Origin of the sequence: Streptomyces barringtoniae (genome assembly GCF_020819595.1) — a bacterium.
Lineage (GTDB): Bacteria > Actinomycetota > Actinomycetes > Streptomycetales > Streptomycetaceae > Streptomyces > Streptomyces barringtoniae.
In genome coordinates, this window is sequence record NZ_JAJHNP010000008.1 from 190,961 (window position 1) to 214,478 (window position 23,518).

The window sequence follows — 23,518 nt, forward strand, 5'->3', positions numbered from 1 at the left end:
TGGGCACACCCCACCGAAGCAACACCGCCGTGCTGACCGGCGTGCCGGAACGCAGAATGCACCGGCACTCCTCGGGCACTCGCAGGGAAGGGAAAGCGATGAACGGGACGACGACCCCGGCCGACCTGGACAGCAGGGCCCCGGCCGGCTCCTGGGAAGACCTGGTCACCACCGCTCTTCTCGGTACCGACCGGCGCCCCGTGGCGGACGCCGGGTCCGGCCGCGAGGCACCCCTGGCGCTGCTCGACGAGGCCGCCGTGGCGACCGTACGGCGGCGGGCCGGGCTGCGTCCCGCGCGCTCGGCACGCCGGCCGGACCCGGCGCCCGAGGATCCCCGTCCGGCCCTGCCTCCCGCTGCGGCCCGCAGACTCACCACGTTGCTGGCCGACCGTTCCGGTGGCGGAAGCGGTGGCCGCCGGGGCAGCTCGCCGGACCTCATGGAGCTGCTCCCGCAGTGGCTGGCGGCGGCCAACGCGCACGGGTACGCGGCACCCCCGCAGACGCTCCCCGCGCTGCTGGACGCGGCCCGTGGCCGTACGGACCTGCGCCCGGCGGCGCTGGCGTTCGCGGGCCCGCGGGCGCTGTGGCTGGCCCGGCTGAACGCGGACTGGCGCTTCGCGCTGCGCGCGGCACCCGGCGGTGGCGCCACGCTGCCCGAGCCCGGCGACACCGAGGCGGTGCGCAGGCTGTGGCAGGAGGGACTGTTCGCCGAGCGGGTGGCCCTGCTGGGCGCCCTGCGCGCCGGTACACCCGCGCTCGCGCGCGAACTGCTCGCGTCGACCTGGCCGACGGAGCGAGCGGAGGACCGGCTGATGTTCCTCGACTCGCTGCGCACGGGCCTGTCCGCCGCGGACGAACCCTTCCTGGAGCAGGCGTTGGGTGACCGCAGCCGCAATGTGCGGGCGACCGCGGCGGAACTGCTCTCGGCGCTGCCCGCTTCGGCGCTCGCCGCGCGCATGGCCGTACGGGCCGCGGCGTGTGTGGCCCTCGACCGCACGGGGAACCCGCCGGCGATCGTGGTGGAGGCGCCGCTCGAGTGCGACTCCGGCATGGAGCGCGATGGTGTGGCGGCCACACCTCCCACGGGGAGAGGGGAACGCTCATGGTGGCTGGGGCAGTTGGTGGAGGCCGCACCGCTGGGCACGTGGCCGGGACGGCTCGGCGGACGGACGGCGCAGGAGATCGTGGCGCTGCCGGTGACGGACGGCTGGCAGGGCGAACTGCACGCGGCCTGGTGCCGGGCGGCGGTGCGCCAGCGGGACGCCGAGTGGTCGAGGGCGCTGCTCGGCTCACCGTCGGCGCCGGAGGCCGGCGGGCCGGGCGCGGTGTCGCTGGCGGAACGCGCGAAGCTGCTGGCCGCCCTGGATCCGGCGGAACGGGCGGCGTGGGTGGCCGGGTTCATCGCCACCCACGGGCTGTCGGAGGCGTTCCAGCTGCTCGGGGTGTGTGCGGTGCCCTGGGCGGCGCCGCTGGGCCGGGCGGTCGTGGACGCGCTCAACATCGCGCGGGACGCGGGCAGCTACCCCTGGAGCTTCAGCGGGGTGATGGGGCTGGCCGAGCGCTGCCTGGACCCCGCGGAGGCCACCCGGCTCGAGGCGCTGCTGGCGATACCGGACGAACGGGAGGACGCCGCGCCGGGAGCCGGAGGCTACTGGGCGGAGGCGTTCCAGCGTCTGGTGACCACGTTGCGGCTGCGGGCGGAGATGGCCGCGGAACTCACCCCGGAGCGGCCCCCGCTCAACGACCGCACCGAGCCGCCGACCCAACGGCCGGATGCCACCGCTCAACCGCCGGAGGCAGCCGCTCAGTCACCGGGGGCAGCCGCTCAGCCGCCGGACCCAGCCGGCTGACGGACGTTCTCCCGCACCCACTCCACGATCGACGCGGTCGTCGCGCCCGGCGTGAAGATCGCCGCGACGCCCTTCTCCTTCAGCGGCGGGATGTCCTCCTCCGGGATGATGCCGCCGCCGAAGACGAGGATGTCCTCGGCGTCACGCTCCTTGAGCAGGTCGATCACCGCCGCGAACAGCGTGTTGTGCGCGCCGGAGAGGATGGACAGGCCGATCGCGTCGGCGTCCTCCTGGATGGCGGTGTCCACGATCTGTTCCGGCGTCTGGTGGAGCCCGGTGTAGATGACCTCCATGCCGGCGTCGCGCAGGGCCCGCGCGATGACCTTGGCCCCTCGATCGTGGCCGTCGAGCCCCGGCTTGGCGACCACCACGCGGATCGGACCGGCTGCCACACCCATCACTGCCTCCATCAAACGACCACGGAAGCGATCGCTTCCGTCCGTAACGACAAGTACCGCACTTTTGGCGCGTTCCGCCACCCGTCGCGAAGTGAACGAACGTTATCTCCAGCATCCCGCAACCGGCAGTTTTACGGTGCGCAGCGAGGGGGAAATCACATGGTGGGACATCAGGGCACACGGGGGATAGAGCCGTCCTCCGGCGTGCCGACAGGAGGTCGGCCCATGAAGGTCACCGGGGTACTGCCACTCTTCCTCCCGTTCTGCCGGCGCCTGTGGCCCGGCAGAATCGCCGGAATCTCCGTGGCGCTGCTGAAGGCGACCGCCCTCGAGGCCGCGATCCTGGCCGGCCATCTCCTGCTGTATCCGACCGGCCTCACCCAGGAGCGCCGCTGCCCCGCCCAACCAACCGACGACGGCACCGCCCAGCTGCCGGTCCGGTCCGGCCTGCCGGTGCTGCTGCTGCACGGTTTCATCGACAACCGCTCGGTGTTCGTGTTACTGCGCCGCAACCTCGCCCAGCACGGCAGGCAGCGTGTCGTCTCGCTCAACTACTCCCCGTTGACCTGCGACATCCGCGCCGCGGCCGAGCTGCTCGGCCGGCACGTCGAGGAGATCTGCGAACGCACCGGCAGCGACCGGGTCGACATCGTGGGGCACAGCCTCGGCGGACTGATCGCCCGCTACTACGTTCAGTGTCTGGGTGGTGACCTGCGGGTGCGCACCCTCGTCACGCTGGGTACACCGCACTCCGGGACCAGCGCGGCACCTCTCGCCAACGCACATCCCATCGTGCGCCAGATGCGGCCCGGTTCGGGGGTCATCGAGGAGCTGACCCGGCCCGCACCCGGCTGCCGCACCCGGTTCGTCAGCTTCTGGAGCGACCTGGACTCCGTGATGGTGCCGCTGCAGACGGCCTGCCTGGAGCACCCCGACCTCGACGCGCAGAACGTCCGGGTGACCGGCATCGGGCATCTCGCCCTGCCCGTGCACCCCGCCGTCGCGGCCGGGATACGCGAGGCCCTCGACACCCCGCACCCCGGGGACCGGGTTCCTGGCGATCTGACGGTGGCGTGACATACCCGGCGGTGGAGTGACGGACAGGTGACAAACAGTCACCGCACATCGAACGCCAATCGAACTCTCGGCCAAACTCGTGTCTGGCGCCCCCCGAAACGCCGCCGAATGCCCGTTTACGGCGGGCGCGAAACCAGCCGAAGATTGTCGCGCCCAGGTACCGGCGGGTACAGTCACCGCACTGCTCTGGCAGCCCCTGTTGTCGAGGCGAAAGAGAAGTTGGTGAACGACCGTCACCCGTCGGGGACCATGACCACCCCGGCCCCGGCTTCCGACGCCTCCGACGCGCACTACGCGCCGTACGGAACGCATGGAGCCCCCTACGGTGACTTCACCACGTACGGCGGCTACGGCACCACCGGTTTTCCGGAGGGCACCGGCACCTTCTCCGCGGACCCGCTGTTCGGCAGCCTGCCCGGCGAGCAGAACACCGGCGCGTACGACAGCACGCAGTGGCAGACCGGCCAGACCCTGAACTACGACCCGTACGCGGCCCAGCACCACGCCGCCTACGACTCCGGCGTGTACGACTCCACCGCCTGGACCATCCCCGCCCAGGCGACGGGCAACGACATCAGCGGCCAGTGGGACGCGAGCGCCTGGCTGCAGCCCGACCAGTCCGGCATCGCCGAACCGACCCAGCAGTGGGCGTGGGGCACCCAGACCTTCGAGTCGGGCACGTTCGACGCCACGCAGTGGAATTCCGCCGGCCAGGCAGTGCCGGCGGCGGCCGAGCAGGCCGGCGAACCGTTCGGCCAGCAGGCCACCACCGTCTTCGACCAGCTCGGCGACCCGCAGTCGACCGCGGCCTTCCCGCAGGTGCCGTACCAGCAGGGCCCGTACGAGGACGAGGCGCCGTACGAGGACACCGCGTTCGGCGAACAGCACGCCGGGGACGACGAGTCGGGGGCCACGGGCGAACCGCCCGCCGGGCCCGGCCTGCTGGACGACCAGGAAGAGAGCGCGCCGACGACCCGCGCCGGCGCGCGCAACGCCGCGCGCTCCCGGCGTCGTACCACCCCCAAGCGCTCCGCGCTGCTGACCGTCGCCGTGCCCTCGGCCTGTGTGATGGGCGTAGCCGGCATCGCCGCCGCCTCGGTCGGGGCGCTGACCGACGACGGCCAGGACACCTCCGCCTCCGCCCCGGACGCGCACACGGTCAAGGCCTCGGCCGCCAACAGCAAGCTGGACACCCAGCTCAACACCCTGTCCGCCGGCGCCCACGACTTCGCCGACCGGGCGAGCCGGACGCAGGAGCGGCTCGACCTCAAGAACCAGCAGGAGCTGGAGAAGAAGAAGGCGGCTGCCGCGGCCGCGCTCAAGGAGCGGCTGCGCCCCAAGTTCGTACTGCCGGTCACACAGCGGGGGCTCAGCGCCTACTTCGGCCAGGCCGGGGTGAACTGGATGTCCGTGCACACGGGTATCGACTTCCCCGTCTCGTACGGCACCACGGTGATGGCCGCGACCGACGGCGTCGTCTCCACCAAGTGGAACAGCGCCTACGGCAACATGATGATCGTGACGGCGAAGGACGGCACGGAGACCTGGTACTGCCATCTGTCCAGCTACCGCGTCCCCGCCGGGACGTCGGTCAAGGCCGGTGAGCCGATCGCCTACTCCGGCAACTCCGGCAACTCCACCGGCCCGCACCTGCACTTCGAGGTACGGCCCGCGGGCGGGGCGGCCATAGACCCGCTGCCGTGGCTGCGCAGCCACGGGCTCGACCCGACGTAGAACCCGGGGGCTTTCACCCCCGGACCCCTACAGCTTCTCCACCGGCGCGTACCGCAGCAGCAGTCGCTTCGGCTTGGCGTCGCCGAAGTCGACCGTCGCCTCCGCGTTCCCACCCGTGCCCTTCACCGCGACGACCGTGCCGAGCCCGAACTGGTCGTGGGTGACCCGGTCCCCGACGCTCAGCGCGACCACCGGCTTCTCCGCGGTGCGCCGCGTGGCGAACCCGGACGCGCCCGACGCCGACGACCGCGAGCGGGTAGAGGACAGCGAGGCCGCGATCCCCGAGGCAGGCCCGGAGGACACCGGCGCCGTCGCGCCCGTCCGCTTCCAGTCCACATGGGTGCCCGGGATCTCCTCCAGGAAGCGGGAGGGCGGGTTGTACGACGGCTGGCCCCAGGCGCTGCGCATCGTGGACCGCGTGAGGTAGAGCCGCTCCCGCGCGCGTGTGATGCCGACGTACGCCAGGCGCCGCTCCTCCTCCAGTTCCTTGGTCTGGCCGAGGGCGCGCATGTGCGGGAAGACGCCGTCCTCCATGCCGGTCAGGAAGACGACCGGGAACTCCAGGCCCTTGGCGGTGTGCAGGGTCATCAGGGTGATGACGCCGGAGCCTTCCTCGTCCTCGTCGGGGATCTGGTCGGAGTCGGCGACCAGCGCCACCTGCTCCAGGAAGTCGGCCAGCGTGGCGCCCGGGGCGGCGGCCCCCGGTGCCACTGCGCCTCCGCCGCGCTCCTGCTCGAACTCCAGGGCCACGGCCGCGAGTTCCTGGAGGTTCTCGATACGGGTCTCGTCCTGCGGGTCGGTGGAGGCCTGCAACTCGGCCAGGTAGCCGGTGCGTTCGAGCACCGCCTCCAGGACGGTCGCGGCGCCCGCGCCGGACTCGACGATCGTACGCAGGTCCTCCATCAGCGTGTTGAACCGCTTGACGGCGTTGGTGGAGCGCGCGGCCATGCCGTACGCCTCGTCCACGCGCTTGAGCGCCTGCGGGAAGCTGATCCTCTCGCGCTGGGCGAGGGCGTCGATCATCGCCTCGGCGCGCTCGCCGATGCCCCGCTTGGGCACGTTGAGGATGCGGCGCAGCGGCACCGAGTCCTCGGGGTTGGCGAGGACGCGCAGGTAGGCCAGGACGTCCCGGACCTCCTTGCGCTCGTAGAAGCGGACACCGCCGACGACCTTGTAGGGCAGGCCGACGCGGATGAAGACCTCTTCGAAGACACGGGACTGGGCGTTGGTGCGGTAGAAGACGGCGACGTCGCCGGCCTTGGCATCGCCGGCGTCCACCAGGCGGTCTATCTCGTCGGCGACGAACTGGGCCTCGTCGTGCTCGGTGTCGGCGACGTAACCGGTGATCCGCGCGCCGGCGCCCGCGTTGGTCCACAGGTTCTTCGGGCGGCGGGACTCGTTGCGCTCGATGACCGCGTTGGCGGCGGACAGGATGGTCTGCGTGGAGCGGTAGTTCTGCTCCAGCAGGATCGTCGTCGCGTTCGGGTAGTCCTCCTCGAACTGCAGGATGTTGCGGATCGTCGCGCCCCGGAAGGCGTAGATCGACTGGTCCGCGTCACCGACGACGCACAGTTCGGCGGGCGGGAGGTCGTGCTCGCCGGGCGGGGTGCCGACCTCCTCGGCGGAGCGCTCCCCCGTGCCGACGAGTTCCCTTACCAGCGCGTACTGGGCGTGGTTGGTGTCCTGGTACTCGTCGACCAGGACGTGCCGGAAGCGGCGGCGGTAGTGCTCGGCGACGTCCGGGAAGGCGCGCAGCAGGTTGACCGTCGTCATGATCAGGTCGTCGAAGTCGAGCGCGTTGGCCTCGCGCAGGCGCGACTGGTAGAGCGCGTAGGCCTGGGCGAGGGTCTTCTCGAAGCCGTCGGTGGCCTGGGCGGCGAAGTCCTCCTCGTCGATCAGCTCGTTCTTCAGGTTGCTGATCTTGGCGCTGAACGACTTCGGCGGGAAGCGCTTGGGGTCGAGGTCCAGGTCGCGGCAGACCAGGGCCATCAGGCGTTTGCTGTCGGCGGCGTCGTAGATCGAGAACGACGACGTGAAGCCGAGCTTCTTCGACTCGCGGCGCAGGATGCGCACGCACGCGCTGTGGAAGGTCATGACCCACATCGCGTTCGCACGCGGGCCGACGAGATGCTCGACGCGCTCCTTCATCTCGCCCGCGGCCTTGTTGGTGAAGGTGATCGCGAGGATCTGGCCCGGGTGCACATGCCGCTCGGCGAGCAGATGGGCGATGCGGTGGGTGAGCACACGCGTCTTGCCCGAGCCGGCGCCGGCGACGATGAGCAGCGGGGAGCCGGCGTGCACGACCGCGGCGCGCTGGTTGTCGTTCAGCCCCTGCAACAGCGCCGCCGAGTCGATCGCGGGGCGCGGGGCGCCGTCGCGGTAGTACGCGTCCCGGTCCGGCGGCACGTCGAACTTCCCGCCGAACAGATCGTCCGGAAGCTGCTCCGGAGCGTGATCGTCCTCGGGCGGGGGCGGGGGCTCCTCCTCGTGCCCGCGAGGGGTCCGGAGGTCCGCCAGGAAGCTGTCGTCAAAGAGGCTGCTCATCGCTCTCCGAGTCTAGGGCGCCCCACGGACAACCGGTCGCCGTCCCCGGAACATGGCCGGTTCCGGAAGGGGGTTGATCTTGGCCGCCGAATGACCCGCCGCCTGCTCACACAACGGAACCGTCCGATGACACAGGAGCGAAACCCGCCTCAGGTCACGAAAATGTATCGGACATATCACGCACCAACCTTCACAGGAGTCACACGAGTTGGCTAGCGTGCGTCCGGGCCGTACGACCCCTACCGGCGAACCTCGCCGGGCCGCGCGGCCTCCGCCGAGTCCGGCGCGCCCCTCAGGGCGTCCGGAGCCGGGGACCCACCGACCTTTGGGGTGAATCGGCCGGCTCCCACCCGGGACGCCGCCGTAGGGCAACCCTTCCGAACCACCGCCCGAACCCGACAGCTAACCCGGTAGGCGGCCCATTGGAAGGAGTCGCCTCCCTTGGCGTCGCACCGCAAGACGCGCCCCGGCGGAACCATCGGATCGGGCCTTCGCACCCCCGCCCTCGCCACCGCCGCCCTCACCTCCATGGCCGTGCTCTCACAGACCGCAGAGGCCGCCCCCCGGACCGATCACGCCAAGCCGAGCCTGGAGGAGGTAGAGAAGAAGGTCGACGACCTCTACCGCCAGGCGGAGTCGGCGACCGAGAAGTACGACGCGGCCAAGGAGCGGTCCGGCAGACAGCGGGGCCGCGTCGACGCCCTGCGCGACGACGTCGCCCGGCGCACCGCACGTCTCAACAAGGCCCGCGAGGAGCTGGGCTCCTTCGCCGCGGCCCAGTACCGCACCGGTGCCGCCGCTCCCGACACGGCCACCTTCCTGCTGGCCAACGACCCGCAGGACTACTTCGACCGGACCCAGCTGATGAACCGGCTGACCTCACGGGAGAAGCGCGCGGTCGACGACTACATCGGCGAGCAGGCCGCGACCATGAAGAAGCGGCGGGAGGCAGCGGAGAGCCTGCAGACGCTGACCGACTCACAGCACGACCTGCAGACCGCCAAGACCACCGTCCAGAGGAAACTGGCCTCGGCGCGCGAGCTGCTCTCGCAGCTGACGGTCCAGGAGAAGGCGCGGCTGGCCGCCATCGAGCGGCAGAAGCAGCAGGAGGCGGCGCGCAAGGCGGCCGAGCTGGCGAAGCAGCAGGCGGCTGCGCAACAGGCTGCCTCATCGTCTTCATCGTCGTCCTCCTCGTCGTCATCGCCCACGGGGTCCGGCTCCGGATCCGGTTCGACGGGCTCCGGCTCGACCGGGTCCACGACGACGAGCTCGTACGACACGAAGGCCGAGAAGGCGCTGGCCTTCGCCCGCGCGCAGATCGGCAAGCCGTATGTGTGGGGCGCCACCGGGCCGGACTCCTATGACTGCTCGGGCCTCACCCAGGCCGCGTGGAGGGCCGCCGGCGTCACGCTCCCGCGCACCACGTACGACCAGGTCAATGTGGGCACCACGGTCTCGCTCGCCGACGCGCGGCCGGGGGACCTGATCTTCTTCTACGACGACATCAGCCACGTCGGCGTCTACATAGGCAACGGCATGATGATCCATGCCCCGAAGCCGGGCGCGTACGTCCGTGAGGAGTCGATCTACTACGGCGGTGAGTCGATCATCCACAGCGTGGTCCGACCGGGCTGACACCCCCCGGGCGCGGGCGCGCCCCTGCCCTGCCCGCTCCACGCGCGCGTGCCGCCGAATTGCCCGTGCACGCGCGCGTACGGGGTCACGGGCTCCGAGCCCGGGGTCGCTGAATCACCTTGTCCACGGGCGGCCTGCGGCACCCTGAGCCTCCCCGCACGGATCGCCGACTCACGGGCTCACGGGCTCACGGGCTTCACGCACGGCATACCGGCGCCCTCGGCCTCGCCGTACGGGACGCCGACGCACAGGCTCACGCACGGCGTACCAGCGCCCTCGGCCTCCCGCACGAGCCGCTGGCTCCCACGCCCACGCACCGCCTCCCCTGCCCCCACACACACGTCCGGCCCGTCCCCACGCACACATCCGGCCCGCCTCCACGCGCGTACCGGCGTTTTTGTTCTCCACGCGCGCGTGCCCTCCGGGCAGGGGCGCCGCGGCTCCCTAGCATCGGGCCCATGCCCGGCATCTCAGGTCTGCGCGCGTGGTGGGCGGAGCGGTCCCCCGCGGCCGGGGCCGCCGTGATGGCGACCGGTGTGGTGTCGGTGGGGCTGCACATGACCGGAGCCGAGTCGGTCTCGCGGGTGGCGCTGGCGATGGCGTGCGTCTCCTGGATCGCGCTGGCCGCAGAATTCGTCCTGCGGCTCGTCGGCGAGCGGGAGCGCTGGGTGACCGAGGCGGAAAGCCCGGGCGCGCTGACCTCCGTCGCCGCGACCGCGGTGCTCGGCAACCGGATCTCGGCGCTGGGCCGGCAGACCCTGGCCGAGGCGCTGCTCGCGCTGGCCGCGCTGCTGTGGCCGGTGCTGCTGGTCCTGGTCGTACGGCGCTGGAGGCCGCGCATGCCGGGGGCGGTGTTCCTGTGCTGTGTGGCCACAGAGAGCCTCGCCGTACTGGGCGCCACGCTCGCCGCGGCCGAGCGCATGGCGTGGCTCGCGCACACGGCGCTGGTGCTGTTCTGGCTGGGCCTGGTGCTCTACGGCCTGGCGCTGGTCCGCTTCGACATGCGGCAGGTGCTGGAGGGGGCGGGCGACCACTGGATCGCGGGTGGTGCGCTCGCGATCTCGGCGCTGGCCGGGGCGGACCTGCTCATCGCCGGGGACAGGGGCATGTACCTGTGGAACGACGACGACCGTGATGTGCTGCGCACTGTGACGGTGGCGCTGCTCGTGCTGGATCTGGTCTGGTACGCGGTACTGCTGGCCGCCGAGGCGGCGCGGCCCCGGCCCGGCTACCACGTGCTGCGGTGGGCGACGGTGTTCCCGATGGGGATGACGGCGGTGGCGGCGCTGTCCGTCGGCACCGCACTCGGCGTCCCGTGGCTCGACCGGCCGGGACGGGTGCTGCTGTGGGCGGCGGTGGCGCTGTGGCTGGTGGTCGCCGCCGGTGCGGTGCGCGCGGCCCGCGCCGGCGGCAGGGACGGATGACCGTCAGGTCCACAGGACGGCGATGAAGATGTTCGTCATGGTCAGCGCGCCGACCACGCCGAACAGGCTCTTGTCGATCTTCTCCTCGTCACGCTTGACGTAGACCAGCCCGAGGATCACGATCAGCAGCGCCAGCTTGACGCCGATCTTGATGGTGTTGACGTGGTGGTGGTCGGCCTGGTTGAAGCCGACCAGGGCCACGCCGGTGACCAGCATCGTCAGCGCGCCGTGCAGCATCCCGGGCACGAACCGGGCCGTGCCCTGGCCCATCGCCTTCATCTGGGTGAGGAAACCGCCGAGCAGCGCGGCGATGCCGATGATGTGCAGGCCGACGAAGAGATGGATGAGTACGTCCATGGGGCCGGAGCCTAACCAGGGCCCCGCAGCCTCCTGCCACCGGCCCCGGTGGCAGCGGTCGGCGAGCACGCTGCAGTTCTTGCATATATGCGCCCCATAGCACCGCAGACCTCCCGTCCGTCCAGCTTTCCGCGCTTCGGTCACCACGCTGCGTAAAGGCGACGTCCCCGGAGCGACCATGCGGTCACTTACGGTCACATTCCGGTCCGTCGAGGCCAGTTCCGTACACTGCGTTACCCACTCGTCACACTCGGGCCTAGCGTCCTCCCCCAGGTGACCGGCTCCCCACCGCCGCCCGGGCCAGGGGCGGCCGTCGGCCACCACCGCCGAGAAGGGTCCGGCGGTGGCCCGCTTCCCCTGTGCGGGCCGCCGCCGGACGCACGGACCGCGCGGTCGTGCGAGTCGTACGGAAGGACGTGACGGTCCAGGTGGCAGCGCACCGCAAGCCCCGGCAACGTTCGCTGGGCGGCCATACGGGCCGGACGGCCGCCACGATCGCCCTGGCGGGCGCCGCCACCGCGACGGGGTTCGACGGAACGGGACACGCCGAGCCACAGCTGACGCCGACCCAGGTGAAGGCCGAGGTGGACAAGCTGTACCAGGAGGCCGAGGCCGCGACCGAGAAGTACGACGGCGCGAAGGAGATGGCGGACGCGGAGCAGCGGCAGCTGAACGCGCTGCGGGACGAGACCGCCCGTAAGCAGCAGAGGCTCAACACCGCCCGGAACGCACTGGGTTCGTTCGCGGCGGCGCAGTACCGCGCGGGCGGCTTCGCACCGACCTGGCAGCTGGCCCTGTCCGGTGACCCCGACCGGTACCTGGACGACGCCGCGTTCGTGGAGCGGGCCGGTGACCGCCAGGCCGACGCCGTGTCCCAGGTGCGCGGACAGCTGCGGGAGATCGAGCAGTTGCGGGGCGCGGCACGCATCGAGCTGAAGTCGCTGCGGTCCCGGCAGGCCGAGCTGCGACGCCGGAAGAAGACCATCACCGGCAAGCTGGACGAGGCCCGGCGGCTGCTGGCGCTGCTCCCTCCGCAGCAGCGGACCGAGGTCACCGGTGGCGGCACCGCGCCGGGACGTGCCTCCCGCTCGGCCTCGGACACCCGGGACGCCCTGGAGCAGGCCGGGTCGGCCACCGCTTCGAACGCGCGCGCCGCGGCGGCCGTCGACTACGCCTACGCCAAGCTCGGCAGCCCCTATGTGTGGGGCGCGGCAGGCCCGAACTCCTTCGACTGCTCGGGTCTGGTCCAGGCCGCCTACCGCTCCGCCGGCATCTCCCTGCCCCGCACCACCTACGCCCAGATCAACGCGGGCCGGCGCGTCTCCCGATCCGAACTCCAGCCCGGTGACCTGGTGTTCTTCTACTCCGGGATCAGCCACGTCGGGATCTACGTGGGCAACGGGCAGATCATCCACGCCCCGAACCCCTCGGCACCGGTCCGGCTGGCCCCGCTCGACCTGATGCCGTTCGCCGGGGCGACCCGGGTGGCCTAGGGGCGGGCCCGCAGGGATCAGACCAGCCGGCGGGCCGCCGCCCAGCGGGTCAGTTCATGGCGGTTGGACAGCTGGAGCTTGCGCAGGACCGCCGAGACATGGGACTCGACCGTCTTCACCGAGATGAACAGCTGCTTGGCGATCTCCTTGTAGGCATAGCCACGGGCGATCAGCCGGAGCACCTCCCGCTCGCGCTGGGTGAGGCGGTCCAGGTCCTCGTCCACGGGCGGGGCGTCGGTGGAGGCGAAGGCGTCCAGGACGAACCCGGCCAGGCGCGGGGAGAAGACGGCGTCGCCCTCCTGGACACGGAAGATCGAGTCGACCAGGTCGGTGCCGGTGATGGTCTTGGTGACATAGCCGCGGGCGCCGCCGCGGATCACACCGATCACGTCCTCCGCCGCGTCCGACACGGACAGCGCGAGGAAACGCACGGGCCGCTCGGCGTCCGCCATCAACGCCGCGCACCGGCGCAGCACTTCGACGCCACCGCCGCCCGGCAGGTGCACGTCGAGGAGGACCACCTCGGGCCGGGTCGCGGTGATGACCGTGACCGCCTGATCGACGTCCGCGGCCTCCCCGACCACCTCGACACCGGTCTCGGCGGTCTGCCCGATCTCGGCCTGGACACCGGTGCGGAACATCCGGTGGTCGTCCACCAGCACCACCCGTACGTGCCGTCCGCCCGCGCCGCCGTCGGCAGCCCCGGAACCGGCCCCCTCGGGGGTGCCCGCCGTGCCGTTCGCCTCGCTCATGACGTCTTCTCCGCCCTCTCCATCTCCAGCTCGACCTCCGTGCCGCCGCCCGGCACCGACCGCAGCCGGGCCGTGCCGCCGTTGCGCTCCATGCGGCCGATGATCGATTCTCTGACGCCCATGCGGTCGGCGGGTATCGAGTCGAGGTCGAAGCCGGGGCCGCGGTCGCGTACGGACACGAAGACCGTCCTCCCCTCGACTTCGGCGTAGACCTGCACGGCACCGCCCTCGCCACCGTACTTGGCGGCGTTCACCATCGCCTCACGCGCGGCCTGCATCTGCGCGCCGGTTCTCTCGTCCAGCGGGCAGTCGCCGACTATGACGACCTCGATGGGCACACCGTGCTTGTCCTCCACCTCGGCGGCGTTGCGCCGCACCGCCTCGGCGACCGTGTCCGGCTCGTCGGCCTCGTCCTTGCCGGTGCCCTCCGGCTTGTACAGCCAGGTGCGCAGGTCGCGCTCCTGGGCGCGGGCGAGGCGGCGCACCTCGCCCGCGTTGTCGGCGTTGCGCTGGATCAGCGTGAGGGTGTGCAGCACGGAGTCGTGGACGTGGGCGGCGACCTCCGCTCGCTCCTGGGCGCGGATGCGCATCAGGCGTTCCTCGGACAGGTCCTGGGTCATGCGGACCAGATACGGGCCGGCGAGGAGCGTGATGCCGACGATGACGGCGAGGGCCGCCTGGAGGACCGCGCCGAGATGGGCGGCCGAGCCCTGCAGCACGAAGACGGCGGACACACCGGCCGTGACGAGCAGGACGCCGCCGGCCGCGCGCAGCAGGGTGAGGGTGCGGCGCCGGCGTCCGACCTCGACCCAGCGGGCCCGGCGGGCGTTGTCCGCCTGGCGCCAGACGAGCGCGACACCGGCCGCGACGAGGACGGCGGGCAGCAGATAGGCCTTGGCCGCACTGGTCAGGTTCACGCTGCCCACGAACACGACGGACACGACGACCATGAGGAGCAGCGCGACGATCTGCCCGCGGTCCGGCTTGCGGGCCACGAGTCTGCGGCGGCCGCCCGGCGCGGTCTCGGTGGCGACCAACGGCGGCTTGTGCCCGCCGACGCCGCCGACGCCGAGCGGGACGAAGAACCAGAACGCCGCGTAGAGCAGCGCGCCGAGGCCGTTCGCCATGAACAGGCCGACGAAGGCGAGCCGGACCCAGATGACGGGCAGCCCGAGATGCCCGGCGAGGCCCCGCGCCACTCCGCCGAGCCAGCGTCCGTCGCTGCTGCGGTAGAGCTTGCGCGGCGGCCGCGGGTCGTCGGCTGGCAGGCTTGCGGCTTCCGGCATGCCAACGATGGTCACATGCCCGGCGGGGCCAGGCATCAGGGTCGGCCCCCGAGACGCCCCTGATCTTCCTCGGGGGCGGGTCGGGGAGCGCCGGGCGGGGGTGGTTGCGTGCGGCTCGAACGGTTCCCCGCCTCGTCTCAGGGCCGATTTCAGGGTTCGGCCAGGGTCGTCCCGACTGCCGCGGCGGCGGCCGGGCCGTCACCATGGACGCATGACGGATCACGAGCACGCCGCGACGGGTCCGGGACCCGGCACCGGCCCGCGCCCGGCACCGGGCACCGGGCCGACGGATGCCGCGCCCGCCGCGACACAGAGGACGGGAGCGGCCGGCGTCGGCACACCCGCCGACGCACAGCAGCAGGATCAGGAGCAGCAGCCCGCCGCCGGAGCCCCCGAGCGGTTCCGGCGCGACCGCGGGCACAAGATGATCGCGGGCGTGTGCGCGGGCCTGGGCCGGCACACCGACATGGACCCTGTGATCTTCCGGATCACCCTGGCCGTGCTGTCCGCGACCGGCGGCATCGGCCTCATCTTCTACGGCTTCGCCTGGCTGCTGGTGCCGTACGAGGACAAGGAGGAGAACGAGGTCCGCAAGCTGCTGACGGGCCGGGTCGACGGCCAGGCGCTGGCCGCCGTGCTGTTCGCCCTGGTCGGCTGCGGCATCTTGCTGACCATGCTGAGAAACGGCGGGGTGCTGGCCTTCGCCGTGGTGCTCTCCCTGCTGCTGGCCGGCGCCGGGTACTGGTCGCGGCGCCGCGGCGCCACCGACCCCGACCCGCTCGCCGCCCAGGCCGCGGCCGACGCGCCGCCGGAGGCCCAGGCGCCGCCGGTCGTCACCGTCTACCCGTCGTGGTGGCGGGACCCGATCGTCAAGGACGGCAGCCATGTCGGCGGCACCGGTTATCTGTGGGGGCCCGGCGACGCCCGCGACCGGGACCTCACCTCGGTGGTCGACGTCGGCATCGCCACCCCCTGGACCCACCCCGGCCACCAGGGCTCCATACAGCCGCGGCCCAGTGCGCCCCCGAGACCGCGCGGCCCGCGCTGGATCGGCGGCTGGGTGTTCCTGCTCGCCCTGGTGGCGGGCGGCCTGGGTACCCGGCTGACCTGGGACACGCACCCGCTGGGCACCAGTCTGCAGACCGGTCTGGCGTGTGCGCTGGCGGTGTTCGGCCTGGGCGTCATGATCAGCGCGTTCCTGGGCCGGACGGGAGCCGGGACAGTCTTCCTGGCGATCGTCACAGCCGCGCTGCTCGCCGGAGCGGCGGCCATGCCCAAGGACATCACCACCCACTGGAGAGACACCTCCTGGACGCCCGCCGCGACGGCGCAGGTACGGCCGGCGTACGACCTGGGCACCGGGCGCGGCACGCTGGACCTGAGCCGGGTGCGTCCGGGCAAGGGGCGGACGGTCGCGACGGACGCCCACGTGGGTGCGGGACAGCTGAAGGTGATCGTGCCGGCGGACGCGACCGTCCGGATGAACATCGAGGTGGGCGTCGGCGACATCCGGTTGCCCGGGGACAGCAGGAAGGACGTGGACGTGCAGCCGCGCAGGCTCAAGAACGTGACGCTGGCGCCGGCCAAGGGTGCCAAGGACGCCGGCACGCTGGACCTCACGCTGAGGGTCGGTGCGGGACAGGTGGAGGTCGATCGTGCTGCGTCATGAGTTCCAGCCCGGGAAGCTGGTCGCCGGGCTCTTCCTCACCGCCACCGGGGTGGTCTTCGCGGGGGATGCGGGCGGCCTGTGGGAGACGCCGTGGTTCGCGGTCGTGCCGCTGATCGTGGGCGGCCTGTTCCTCGCCGGTGCCACGGCAGCCGTGGCCCGGGGCATACGCAGACGGGGCGACGCCGAGAGCGGCTGACCTTCGCGGTCCGGCGGGCTGGTGGGTGTCCGGCCATCGGTGAGGTCCGGCCGTCGGCCGAGCGGTGGCGGTGGCGCCCCCGCTCGGCCCGCGGGATCATCACCGCGCTGTCGCGGAGCGCTCAGCGGTAGCCGCCCAGTCGCTGTCCGCGGCGGGCTCGCCAGGCCGCGTCCACGGAGAGGTAGGGGGCGCCGGCGAGGATCAGGGGGATCCAGGCCATGAAGTAGGCGAGGTCGTTGCCGTAGTAGTAGGGGGTCGTCGACCAGCTCACCGTCATCCACAGGCTGAACGAGATCAGCGCGCCGCCGAGCGCGGCCAGCCGGCCGAGCAGACCGAGCAAAGTGCCGATGCCGACGGCCAGTTCACCGAGGGCGATGGCGTAGCCGAAGCCGACCGGGGCCTTGAGGGCCAGGTCGACCAGGGCCGGGATGGCGGCGGAGTCGCGGGCCGAGCGCATGGTGTCGCCGATGGATCCGGCCCCGCCGGACTTCAGGAAGGAGCTGCTGGTGAGCTTGTCCAGGCTGGCGTAGATGAAGGTGACGCCGAGGAAGACGCGCAGGGGCAGCAGGGCGTAGTGGGCGGCGGTGTCCCGCCAGCCGCCCGGGCCGTTCAGCCGGTTCATGTGCGTGTCCGTACGAATGCCGTGAGTCATCGTCGTAAACCGCCCTCTCGCCCGCCGTCCCGCCCCTCACTTGACCATACGTACGGCAAGAGGGCGCAGTTCAATCCCAACCCGGATGTTTTTCCGGATTTCGGCACCTCGTGGGAAGAGGCCGGAGAGGGCCGTCGGATCTTGTCCGGATGCGGGCCAGGAGGGGGTGGTGATGTTGAGGCTGGGCAGGCCGTGGCCGTGCTCGTCGTACGCGTCGAGCAGGTGCCGCTACCACTCGGGGGTGGAGGAGCCGGAGAGCAGCTCCAGGAGGACTGGGGCTGCGGGGCGCTTCCCGGCGTCCGGCGGCGGCTGCCGGTGCGGAGCGGCCGGTATCACCGCCAGGACTCTGCCGCTCACCGGCCGGCCGCTCCCCCGCCGCTCACTCGGTGACCTGGACGATACAGCGGTTGGTCGCCACCCCGGCCGCGGTGACCACCTGCACCTCCACCGCGCCGGGCTCGACCTCGGCCGGTACGGGCACGGTCAGGGCGCTGTCGGTGGGGTTGCTGAAGCCGCCGGTGACGGGGACCAGCGGGACGTGCACGTCGACGCTGCCGATGCGGACCACCATGCGGGAGAGCCGGTCGGCACTGTGGGCGCCGGGCGGCACGAAACCGGCGCCACGGATCTCGATGTCGTCGCCGGTACGGATCGGCCCGTCCAGGTCGCCGGGTTCACGGGCGCGGACCACGGAGAGGACGACCGGACGGCCGCCCTCGGTGTACTTGCCGGCCAGGTAGGTCAGAGCCGAGATCAGCACCACCACGCCCAGCCCCCAGGGCAGGTCGGGCAGCTGGTCGGGGCGGCGGGCCAGCCGCACGGCGGCGAACAGCAGGGCGACGGCACTGATGGCGACGTACTGGATGTCGGTGAAGGCGCCCCGCCCGGAGTCGTCGGTGAGCAGGTCGGCTGCGCGCGGCCGGTGCGCCGGCACCTTCTGCAGCCGCTGCGCCAGGATGCGCAGACCCACGACCCGGCGGACCAGCACGGCGATGCCGCACACCACGGCGAGGACGGTCACCACGCCCGCGCCGCGCGCGAGGTCGAGGCCGGAGATCAGGGCGTCGCGTTCGGCGTGGTCGGAGGCGGCTGCCAGGCGGACGGCCAGCAGCAGGACGGCGTAGCCGACGAACAGCACCCAGCAGGTGGCGACCGTACGGGAGGTGGACATCCGGTTGTCCTCGCCGATCACCGGGGCCAGCGCCCCGCCGCGCGCCCGGTGCAGCAAGGAGGCGGCGCTGAGCACACCGGCGACGGCGAGCGCGGCGGCCAGGGCCGCGGTGCGGGCGCCGGTCCAGCCCGCGCCGACCGCGGTGAGCGCCTCACCGAGCAGCAGCGCGACCACCGCGCCCCACACGACGCACACCGTGCGCAGCCACAGGCGGGCGAGCCAGGCCTCGCCCTCGGCACGGCCGCGTGCGGCGACGGCCTCCGCCCGCTGGGTCAGCTCCTCGGAGACCCACTGGCGGGACGCCGAGGCCGAGTGCGCCACGGCCGCCGGCAGACCCTGCCCGGCCGCGAACTCGTCCCGTCGGCGCAGGAACGCGGCGACGGCCCGCCGGTGCCCCTCCCGGGCGCCGTGCGGGCAGTCCCCGCAGGTGCAGCTGCCCTCGTGGATCCCCTCGGCACCCGTGCCCTGTCTCGCCTCCTGCACCGCCACGACCGGCGCCCGCCTTCCCCACGACCTTCCGGCACGGCGGACGGGCCCTCGGTGGAAGGACTCGCCGCCGCGCAACTGCCCTGCGTCGAAAGCGAATTGTGCCCTACGCCGGGCCGTCCGGGGTCCTCGGACCGGGTCACGGCGGGTGAAGTACGGGCCGCCGTGTTGACCCGGCTGCGAGAATTTCCGTATGGCCGAGATCATCCAGCGGGACGGGACCTGGGCCTTCGACGGCAGCACGATCCGGATCACCCCCGGACTGCATCGCTGCGTTCCGCTGTTCCGGCAGACGTACGGGGAGATCTCCGTGCCGCTGGAGGCGGTCTCGGAGGTGGTCTGGGAGCCCGAGCGCAGGCGTGGCCGGCTGCGGATGCGGCTGCGCGAGGGCGCCGACCCGTTGTTGCAGGCGACGGGCGGGCGGCTGCCGGACCCGGCCGACCCCTACCGGCTGACGGTGGACGCGGACCGCGGCGGCGTCGCGGAGTACGTCGCCGAGGAGATCCGGCACGCCCTGCTCCTCGACCGGATCCCCAAGGAACCCACGGCCGCCTATCTGCTGCCGGGTCCGCCGGTGCCGGTGTCCGTGCGGTCCTCCGACGGCACGGTGTCCTTCGACGGCACACAGGTGCGCATCGACTGGGCCGACACCTCCGACCGGGTCAAGCGCGCGACCGGCCCGCGGATCATCGCCCTCGGCGACCTGGTGCAGGTGGAGTGGCTGCCCAACTCCGGGTACGAGGACGGCTTCCTGCGGTTCGTGACCCCGGAGACGGTGTTCTCCAAGCTGCCGCCCGAGCGGGACCCGTACACCCTGGACCTGTGGGGCAGCGTGCGGCGCGATCTGCTGACCGCGCTGGTCGCGACGGCCGTCACCGCCCGGCTGCCGCATCCCTCCACCCGCACGGGCGGCGCCTACGGCGGCCGGGACCGGCAGCGCTCGGCCGTACCGGAGCGGGCCGACCACCACGACGTGCTGCTGCGCCGGCTGCGGGAGTTGGGGGAGCTGCACCGGGACGGGGTGCTCACGGACGAGGAGTTCGCGATGACCAAGGCCGCAGTGCTCAGAGGCTTCGGCTGAGCGGGCCCGGCCTGCCCGCCGGGGCTTCGCGTCAGCTGAGCAGGTCCGGCTCGCTGCGGCTGATGTCCTGCCACAGGGGCTGGTAGTTGATCCAGGCCACCAGGTCGCCGCCGAGCTGCTCGCGGGTGGCGACGGCCGGCTTGTGGTCGATGAGGACCGGGCGTCCGGCCGCCTTCGCCGTCAGCTGCACCTGGCAGGAACGCTCCATGGACAGGAACCACCAGGCGGCGGCGTCCACCGAGTCGCCGACGGTGAGCAGTCCGTGGTTGCGCAGCACGAGCGCCTTGCGGGAGCCGAGGGCCCCGGCGATCCGGCGGCCTTCCTCGACGTCGACGGTGACGCCGGTGTAGGCGTCGTAGAGCGCCACGTCCTCGTAGAAGGCGCAGCTCTCCTGGGTGATGGGGTCGATCAGCTCGCCGAGCGCGGCGAGGGCACGGCCGTACACGGAGTGGCAGTGGGCGACGGCGACGACGTCCGGGCGGGCGGCGTGGACCTGGGCGTGCACGGTGAAGGCGGCCTGGTTGACGTGGTAGCGGCCCTCGACGACCTGCCCGTCCTGGTTGGCGAGGACGAGATCGCTGACGGTGACGTGCTTGAACGGCATCCCGAAGGGGTTGACCCAGAAGCAGTCGGTGAACTCCGGGTCGCGGGCGGTGATGTGCCCCGAGACCCCGTCCTCGAGCCCGGCCCGCCCGAAGATCCGCAGCGCACCGGCGAGCCGCTCCTTCCGGTGCCGGCGCTCGTCCTCCACCGAGTCGAACATCGGCGGCATGGCGAAGCGCAGCTGATCGGTGGGCAGCGGCAGGGGCGGGGTGGGCCCGTGCATAGGTCCTCCAGCACTGGGATTGCCGTACGCGCCGGAAGTTACCGCCGGTCAGCGCAAAAGGGCAGAGCTGTTTTGTAAAGATGACGTACGCGACGGATACAGGACAGAGGATGTCGGGTTTGCCGGTGAGACTGGCGCGCATGACATCTGTGAACTGGGCGGGCTTCGCCGCCGCCGAACCCGGGCCGGCGCGTCTCGTCGAGGAGCGTTTCGGCGCCTTCCGCCATCACGTCCTCGCCACCCTGCGCAAGGACGGCTCGCCGCGCACCTCCGCTCTGGAGGCCGACTTCCGCGGCGGCGAGCTGTGGCTCGGCATGATGGCGGGCTCGCTGAAGGCCCTCGACCTGCGGCGCGATCCCCGCTTCGCGCTGCAGGCGAACCCGGGCGAGGGCACGGGGACGGGCGGCGGAGACGTCCGGATCGCGGGGCGGGCGTACGAGGTCGAGGGCGAGCGGAAGTCCGGTTACGCGAAAGAGGTGGAACCGCCGGAGCCGTTCCACCTCTTCCGTACCGAGCTGACGGAGGTCGTGCGGACCTACGTCGAGGACGAGACGTACCTCGTCGTCCAGGTCTGGAAGCCCGGTATGCCCTTGCGCACGCTCAAGCGCACCTAGGGCCTACTCCCACTCGATGGTGCCCGGCGGCTTCGAGGTGATGTCGAGGACGACCCGGTTGACGTCCCGGACCTCGTTGGTGATCCGGGTCGAGATGCGGGCCAGGACGTCGTACGGCAGCCGGGACCAGTCGGCGGTCATGGCGTCCTCGGAGGACACCGGGCGCAGCACGATCGGGTGGCCGTAGGTGCGGCCGTCGCCCTGGACGCCGACGGAACGGACGTCCGCGAGCAGCACCACCGGGCACTGCCAGATGTCACGGTCGAGGCCGGCCGCGGTCAGCTCCTCGCGGGCGATGGCGTCGGCATCGCGGAGGAGGTCCAGACGCTCCTTCGTCACTTCGCCGACGATGCGGATGCCGAGTCCCGGGCCGGGGAACGGCTGGCGCTGGACGATCTCGTCCGGCAGGCCGAGCTCCTGGCCGACCATGCGGACCTCGTCCTTGAACAGCTTGCGCAGCGGCTCGACCAGCTGGAACTCGAGGTCCTCGGGGAGGCCGCCGACGTTGTGGTGCGACTTGATGTTGGCGGTGCCGGTGCCGCCGCCGGACTCGACCACGTCCGGGTAGAGGGTGCCCTGGACCAGGAACTCCACGGCCGGGCCCTCGTCGGCGATGATGTCGGCCTGCGCCTGCTCGAAGACGCGGATGAACTCACGGCCGATGATCTTGCGCTTCTCCTCGGGGTCGGAGACGCCCTTGAGCGCGGTCAGGAAGCGCTCCTCGGCGTCCACGACGACCAGCTTGACGCCGGTCGCGGCCACGAAGTCCTTCTCGACCTGCTCGGTCTCGCCCTTGCGCATCAGCCCATGGTCGACGTACACGCAGGTCAGCTGGTCGCCGATGGCGCGCGCGACGAGCGCGGCGGCGACGGCGGAGTCCACGCCGCCGGACAGGCCGCAGATGGCGCGCTTGTCGCCGACCTGCTCGCGGATCGCGGAGACCTGCTCCTCGATCACGTTGCCGGTCGTCCAGTTCGGCTTGAGGCCCGCGCCGCGGTACAGGAAGTGCTCCAGCACCTGCTGGCCGTGCGTGGAGTGCATGACCTCGGGGTGGTACTGGACGCCGTAGAGCTTCTTCTCGTCGTTCTCGAACGCGGCGACCGGGACGACGTCCGTGGACGCGGTGACCGTGAAGCCCTCGGGGGCGGCGGAGCAGGCGTCGCCGTGCGACATCCACACGTGCTGCTCGTCCGGGGTGCCCTCGAAGAGGGTGGAGGACGTCCTGGAGACGTGCAGGTCGGTACGGCCGTACTCGCGGGCGCCGGTGTTGTCCACGGTGCCGCCGAGGGACTGCGCCATCAGCTGGAAGCCGTAGCACATGCCGAAGACGGGGACGCCGGCCTCGAAGATCCCGCGGTCGAGGCGGGGGGCACCCGCCTCGTACACGGAGGACGGGCCGCCGGAGAGGATGATCGCCGCGGGGTTCTTGGCGAGCATCTCCTTCACCGGCATGGTGCTCGGCACGATCTCGCTGTAGACCCGGGCCTCGCGGACGCGACGGGCGATGAGCTGGGCGTACTGCGCGCCGAAGTCGACGACCAGGACGGTGTCGGGGGTGGCGGCAGCGGGGGTCGCTGATGACACGGGGTGCCTTGCCTTCCGGCGGTGGGGCGGGGGTCTGGTAGTACCGATTCTAACGGGGTGCCGGTGGGACAGCTCCCGCCACCGGAGGCTCCGCGCCTGGACACCGTGTGTGTCAGGGGCGTGGCATACTGGCGCCATGCTCGTGCACTCGACCTTCCTCTTTACCTATGGCATCCGGCCCGCCGGCTGCCACGGTCGTGCTGCTTGAGCGCAACGCCAAGCGACTTCCCAGGCGCCCCGGGCCGACAAGGCCCGGGGCGTCTGTCGTTTTCGGGTCCTGCCGGTCCGGGGCGTCCGGTCACCTCACCAGGAGCCCCTACATGACCACCACCACCCCGGAAGAGACCACCACCACCCCGGAGGAGACCATCGCCGACGCCCGTGAGCGCATCGACGTGCTCGACGACCGGATCATCGGTCTCATCCAGGAGCGGATGGCCGTCTCCGCCGTCGTCCAGCAGACCCGCATCGCCTCCGGCGGACGCCGGGTGCACCTCTCCCGGGAGATGGAGATCCTCGGCCGCTACCGCGAGGCCCTCGGCAAGCCGGGCACCGGCCTCGCCATGACCCTGCTCGAACTGTGCCGGGGTCGTATCTGAGTGCGAACGCCGTCTCACCCGTACGGCGCGTGACCGGCTCGCGCGGCGCTTCGTTGAGCGGGGTGTCCGTGCCAGCCAGGGGCGGGCCCG

At 72.1% G+C, this 23,518-nt stretch carries 21 protein-coding genes and 1 riboswitch; of the genes, 11 read left to right on the top strand and 10 right to left on the bottom strand.

What is annotated here, in order from left to right:
* The first annotated feature begins 98 nt into the window (after positions 1 to 98).
* Positions 99 to 1,850 (top strand): DUF5691 domain-containing protein, encoded by a 1,752-nt coding sequence (locus LMU33_RS16515; protein WP_228621149.1) that lies wholly within the window; start codon positions 99 to 101, stop codon positions 1,848 to 1,850.
* On the opposite strand, the gene icmB is transcribed toward LMU33_RS16515, so the two are convergent.
* On the bottom strand, positions 1,826 to 2,248 hold the full coding sequence (gene icmB / locus LMU33_RS16520; RefSeq protein WP_228621150.1) for a coenzyme B12-dependent isobutyryl CoA mutase small subunit: 423 nt from the start codon (positions 2,246 to 2,248) through the stop codon (positions 1,826 to 1,828). The genes LMU33_RS16515 and icmB overlap by 25 nt on opposite strands.
* A 225-nt stretch (positions 2,249 to 2,473) precedes the next feature.
* On the opposite strand from icmB, the gene LMU33_RS16525 reads away from it, so the two are divergent.
* Entirely contained in the window at positions 2,474 to 3,325 is an 852-nt protein-coding gene (locus tag LMU33_RS16525; protein WP_228621151.1) for an esterase/lipase family protein, read from the top strand.
* Positions 3,326 to 3,547: 222 nt separating this feature from the next.
* The gene (locus tag LMU33_RS16530; protein WP_228621152.1) at positions 3,548 to 5,059 is read left to right on the top strand and encodes a peptidoglycan DD-metalloendopeptidase family protein; all 1,512 of its coding nucleotides are present in this window, start codon (positions 3,548 to 3,550) and stop codon (positions 5,057 to 5,059) included.
* A 27-nt stretch (positions 5,060 to 5,086) separates the two neighbouring features.
* Here the strand turns inward: LMU33_RS16530 and pcrA are convergent, their stop codons facing one another.
* Positions 5,087 to 7,603 (bottom strand): DNA helicase PcrA, encoded by a 2,517-nt coding sequence (pcrA, locus tag LMU33_RS16535; RefSeq protein ID WP_228621153.1) that lies wholly within the window; start codon positions 7,601 to 7,603, stop codon positions 5,087 to 5,089.
* A gap of 262 nt (positions 7,604 to 7,865) precedes the next feature.
* A riboswitch (cyclic di-AMP (ydaO/yuaA leader) is annotated at positions 7,866 to 8,037 on the top strand.
* A gap of 7 nt (positions 8,038 to 8,044) precedes the next feature.
* Here pcrA and LMU33_RS16540 point away from each other — a divergent pair.
* Positions 8,045 to 9,238 (top strand): C40 family peptidase, encoded by a 1,194-nt coding sequence (locus tag LMU33_RS16540; RefSeq protein WP_228621154.1) that lies wholly within the window; start codon positions 8,045 to 8,047, stop codon positions 9,236 to 9,238.
* 458 nt (positions 9,239 to 9,696) lie between these two features.
* The gene (locus LMU33_RS16545) at positions 9,697 to 10,662 is read left to right on the top strand and encodes a tellurite resistance/C4-dicarboxylate transporter family protein (protein ID WP_228621155.1); all 966 of its coding nucleotides are present in this window, start codon (positions 9,697 to 9,699) and stop codon (positions 10,660 to 10,662) included.
* Between the two features lie 3 nt (positions 10,663 to 10,665).
* Here LMU33_RS16545 and LMU33_RS16550 read toward each other — a convergent pair whose 3' ends face one another.
* A complete protein-coding gene (locus tag LMU33_RS16550) occupies positions 10,666 to 11,019 on the bottom strand; it encodes a hypothetical protein (RefSeq protein WP_228621156.1) in 354 nt (117 codons plus the stop codon).
* Between the two features lie 428 nt (positions 11,020 to 11,447).
* On the opposite strand from LMU33_RS16550, the gene LMU33_RS16555 reads away from it, so the two are divergent.
* Positions 11,448 to 12,512, top strand: a complete 1,065-nt coding sequence (locus tag LMU33_RS16555) for a C40 family peptidase (RefSeq protein WP_228621306.1) — start codon at positions 11,448 to 11,450, stop codon at positions 12,510 to 12,512.
* 17 nt (positions 12,513 to 12,529) lie between these two features.
* Here LMU33_RS16555 and LMU33_RS16560 read toward each other — a convergent pair whose 3' ends face one another.
* Complete coding sequence (locus tag LMU33_RS16560; RefSeq protein ID WP_228621157.1) at positions 12,530 to 13,264, bottom strand: LuxR C-terminal-related transcriptional regulator; 735 nt, start codon at positions 13,262 to 13,264, stop codon at positions 12,530 to 12,532.
* Positions 13,261 to 14,550 (bottom strand): ATP-binding protein, encoded by a 1,290-nt coding sequence (locus LMU33_RS16565; protein ID WP_228621158.1) that lies wholly within the window; start codon positions 14,548 to 14,550, stop codon positions 13,261 to 13,263. The genes LMU33_RS16560 and LMU33_RS16565 overlap by 4 nt, the downstream gene beginning before the upstream one ends.
* Before the next feature lie 211 nt (positions 14,551 to 14,761).
* Here LMU33_RS16565 and LMU33_RS16570 point away from each other — a divergent pair, with 211 nt between their 5' ends.
* A complete protein-coding gene (locus LMU33_RS16570) occupies positions 14,762 to 16,219 on the top strand; it encodes a PspC domain-containing protein (RefSeq protein ID WP_228621159.1) in 1,458 nt (485 codons plus the stop codon).
* The gene (locus LMU33_RS16575) at positions 16,206 to 16,415 is read left to right on the top strand and encodes a hypothetical protein (RefSeq protein WP_228621160.1); all 210 of its coding nucleotides are present in this window, start codon (positions 16,206 to 16,208) and stop codon (positions 16,413 to 16,415) included. The genes LMU33_RS16570 and LMU33_RS16575 overlap by 14 nt, the downstream gene beginning before the upstream one ends.
* 121 nt (positions 16,416 to 16,536) lie before the next feature.
* Here LMU33_RS16575 and LMU33_RS16580 read toward each other — a convergent pair whose 3' ends face one another.
* The 3 genes from LMU33_RS16580 to LMU33_RS16585 form a co-directional block, all read right to left on the bottom strand.
* On the bottom strand, positions 16,537 to 17,067 hold the full coding sequence (locus LMU33_RS16580; protein WP_228621161.1) for a DoxX family membrane protein: 531 nt from the start codon (positions 17,065 to 17,067) through the stop codon (positions 16,537 to 16,539).
* Positions 17,068 to 17,295: 228 nt separating this feature from the next.
* On the bottom strand, positions 17,296 to 17,424 hold the full coding sequence (locus LMU33_RS41410; RefSeq protein ID WP_283844150.1) for a hypothetical protein: 129 nt from the start codon (positions 17,422 to 17,424) through the stop codon (positions 17,296 to 17,298).
* Positions 17,425 to 17,446: 22 nt separating this feature from the next.
* Positions 17,447 to 18,727 (bottom strand): hypothetical protein, encoded by a 1,281-nt coding sequence (locus LMU33_RS16585; RefSeq protein WP_228621162.1) that lies wholly within the window; start codon positions 18,725 to 18,727, stop codon positions 17,447 to 17,449.
* A 190-nt stretch (positions 18,728 to 18,917) separates the two neighbouring features.
* Between LMU33_RS16585 and LMU33_RS16590 the strand changes: the two genes are divergently transcribed.
* A complete protein-coding gene (locus LMU33_RS16590) occupies positions 18,918 to 19,805 on the top strand; it encodes a DUF4429 domain-containing protein (protein WP_228621163.1) in 888 nt (295 codons plus the stop codon).
* A gap of 31 nt (positions 19,806 to 19,836) precedes the next feature.
* On the opposite strand, the gene LMU33_RS16595 is transcribed toward LMU33_RS16590, so the two are convergent.
* Positions 19,837 to 20,631: a class II aldolase/adducin family protein gene (locus LMU33_RS16595; RefSeq protein ID WP_228621164.1), complete on the bottom strand. Its 795-nt coding sequence runs from the start codon at positions 20,629 to 20,631 to the stop codon at positions 19,837 to 19,839.
* Between the two features lie 140 nt (positions 20,632 to 20,771).
* On the opposite strand from LMU33_RS16595, the gene LMU33_RS16600 reads away from it, so the two are divergent.
* Positions 20,772 to 21,245, top strand: a complete 474-nt coding sequence (locus tag LMU33_RS16600) for a pyridoxamine 5'-phosphate oxidase family protein (RefSeq protein ID WP_228621165.1) — start codon at positions 20,772 to 20,774, stop codon at positions 21,243 to 21,245.
* Between the two features lie 3 nt (positions 21,246 to 21,248).
* Here the strand turns inward: LMU33_RS16600 and guaA are convergent, their stop codons facing one another.
* Complete coding sequence (gene guaA / locus LMU33_RS16605; protein WP_228621166.1) at positions 21,249 to 22,829, bottom strand: glutamine-hydrolyzing GMP synthase; 1,581 nt, start codon at positions 22,827 to 22,829, stop codon at positions 21,249 to 21,251.
* 320 nt (positions 22,830 to 23,149) lie between these two features.
* Between guaA and LMU33_RS16610 the strand changes: the two genes are divergently transcribed.
* Entirely contained in the window at positions 23,150 to 23,428 is a 279-nt protein-coding gene (locus tag LMU33_RS16610) for a chorismate mutase (RefSeq protein WP_228621167.1), read from the top strand.
* Positions 23,429 to 23,518 lie beyond the last annotated feature (90 nt).

Excerpts from the sequence above, each read along its gene's own strand:
- LMU33_RS16515 (WP_228621149.1), top strand. The coding sequence starts at position 99 with ATGAACGGGACGACGACCCCGGCCGACCTGGACAGCAGGGCCCCGGCC.
- icmB (WP_228621150.1), bottom strand. The coding sequence starts at position 2,248 with ATGGGTGTGGCAGCCGGTCCGATCCGCGTGGTGGTCGCCAAGCCGGGG.
- LMU33_RS16525 (WP_228621151.1), top strand. The coding sequence starts at position 2,474 with ATGAAGGTCACCGGGGTACTGCCACTCTTCCTCCCGTTCTGCCGGCGC.
- pcrA (WP_228621153.1), bottom strand. The coding sequence starts at position 7,603 with ATGAGCAGCCTCTTTGACGACAGCTTCCTGGCGGACCTCCGGACCCCT.
- LMU33_RS16545 (WP_228621155.1), top strand. The coding sequence starts at position 9,697 with ATGCCCGGCATCTCAGGTCTGCGCGCGTGGTGGGCGGAGCGGTCCCCC.
- LMU33_RS16550 (WP_228621156.1), bottom strand. The coding sequence starts at position 11,019 with ATGGACGTACTCATCCATCTCTTCGTCGGCCTGCACATCATCGGCATC.
- LMU33_RS16560 (WP_228621157.1), bottom strand. The coding sequence starts at position 13,264 with ATGAGCGAGGCGAACGGCACGGCGGGCACCCCCGAGGGGGCCGGTTCC.
- LMU33_RS16565 (WP_228621158.1), bottom strand. The coding sequence starts at position 14,550 with ATGCCGGAAGCCGCAAGCCTGCCAGCCGACGACCCGCGGCCGCCGCGC.
- LMU33_RS16570 (WP_228621159.1), top strand. The coding sequence starts at position 14,762 with ATGACGGATCACGAGCACGCCGCGACGGGTCCGGGACCCGGCACCGGC.
- LMU33_RS16580 (WP_228621161.1), bottom strand. The coding sequence starts at position 17,067 with ATGACTCACGGCATTCGTACGGACACGCACATGAACCGGCTGAACGGC.
- LMU33_RS16590 (WP_228621163.1), top strand. The coding sequence starts at position 18,918 with ATGGCCGAGATCATCCAGCGGGACGGGACCTGGGCCTTCGACGGCAGC.
- LMU33_RS16595 (WP_228621164.1), bottom strand. The coding sequence starts at position 20,631 with ATGCACGGGCCCACCCCGCCCCTGCCGCTGCCCACCGATCAGCTGCGC.
- LMU33_RS16600 (WP_228621165.1), top strand. The coding sequence starts at position 20,772 with ATGACATCTGTGAACTGGGCGGGCTTCGCCGCCGCCGAACCCGGGCCG.
- LMU33_RS16610 (WP_228621167.1), top strand. The coding sequence starts at position 23,150 with ATGACCACCACCACCCCGGAAGAGACCACCACCACCCCGGAGGAGACC.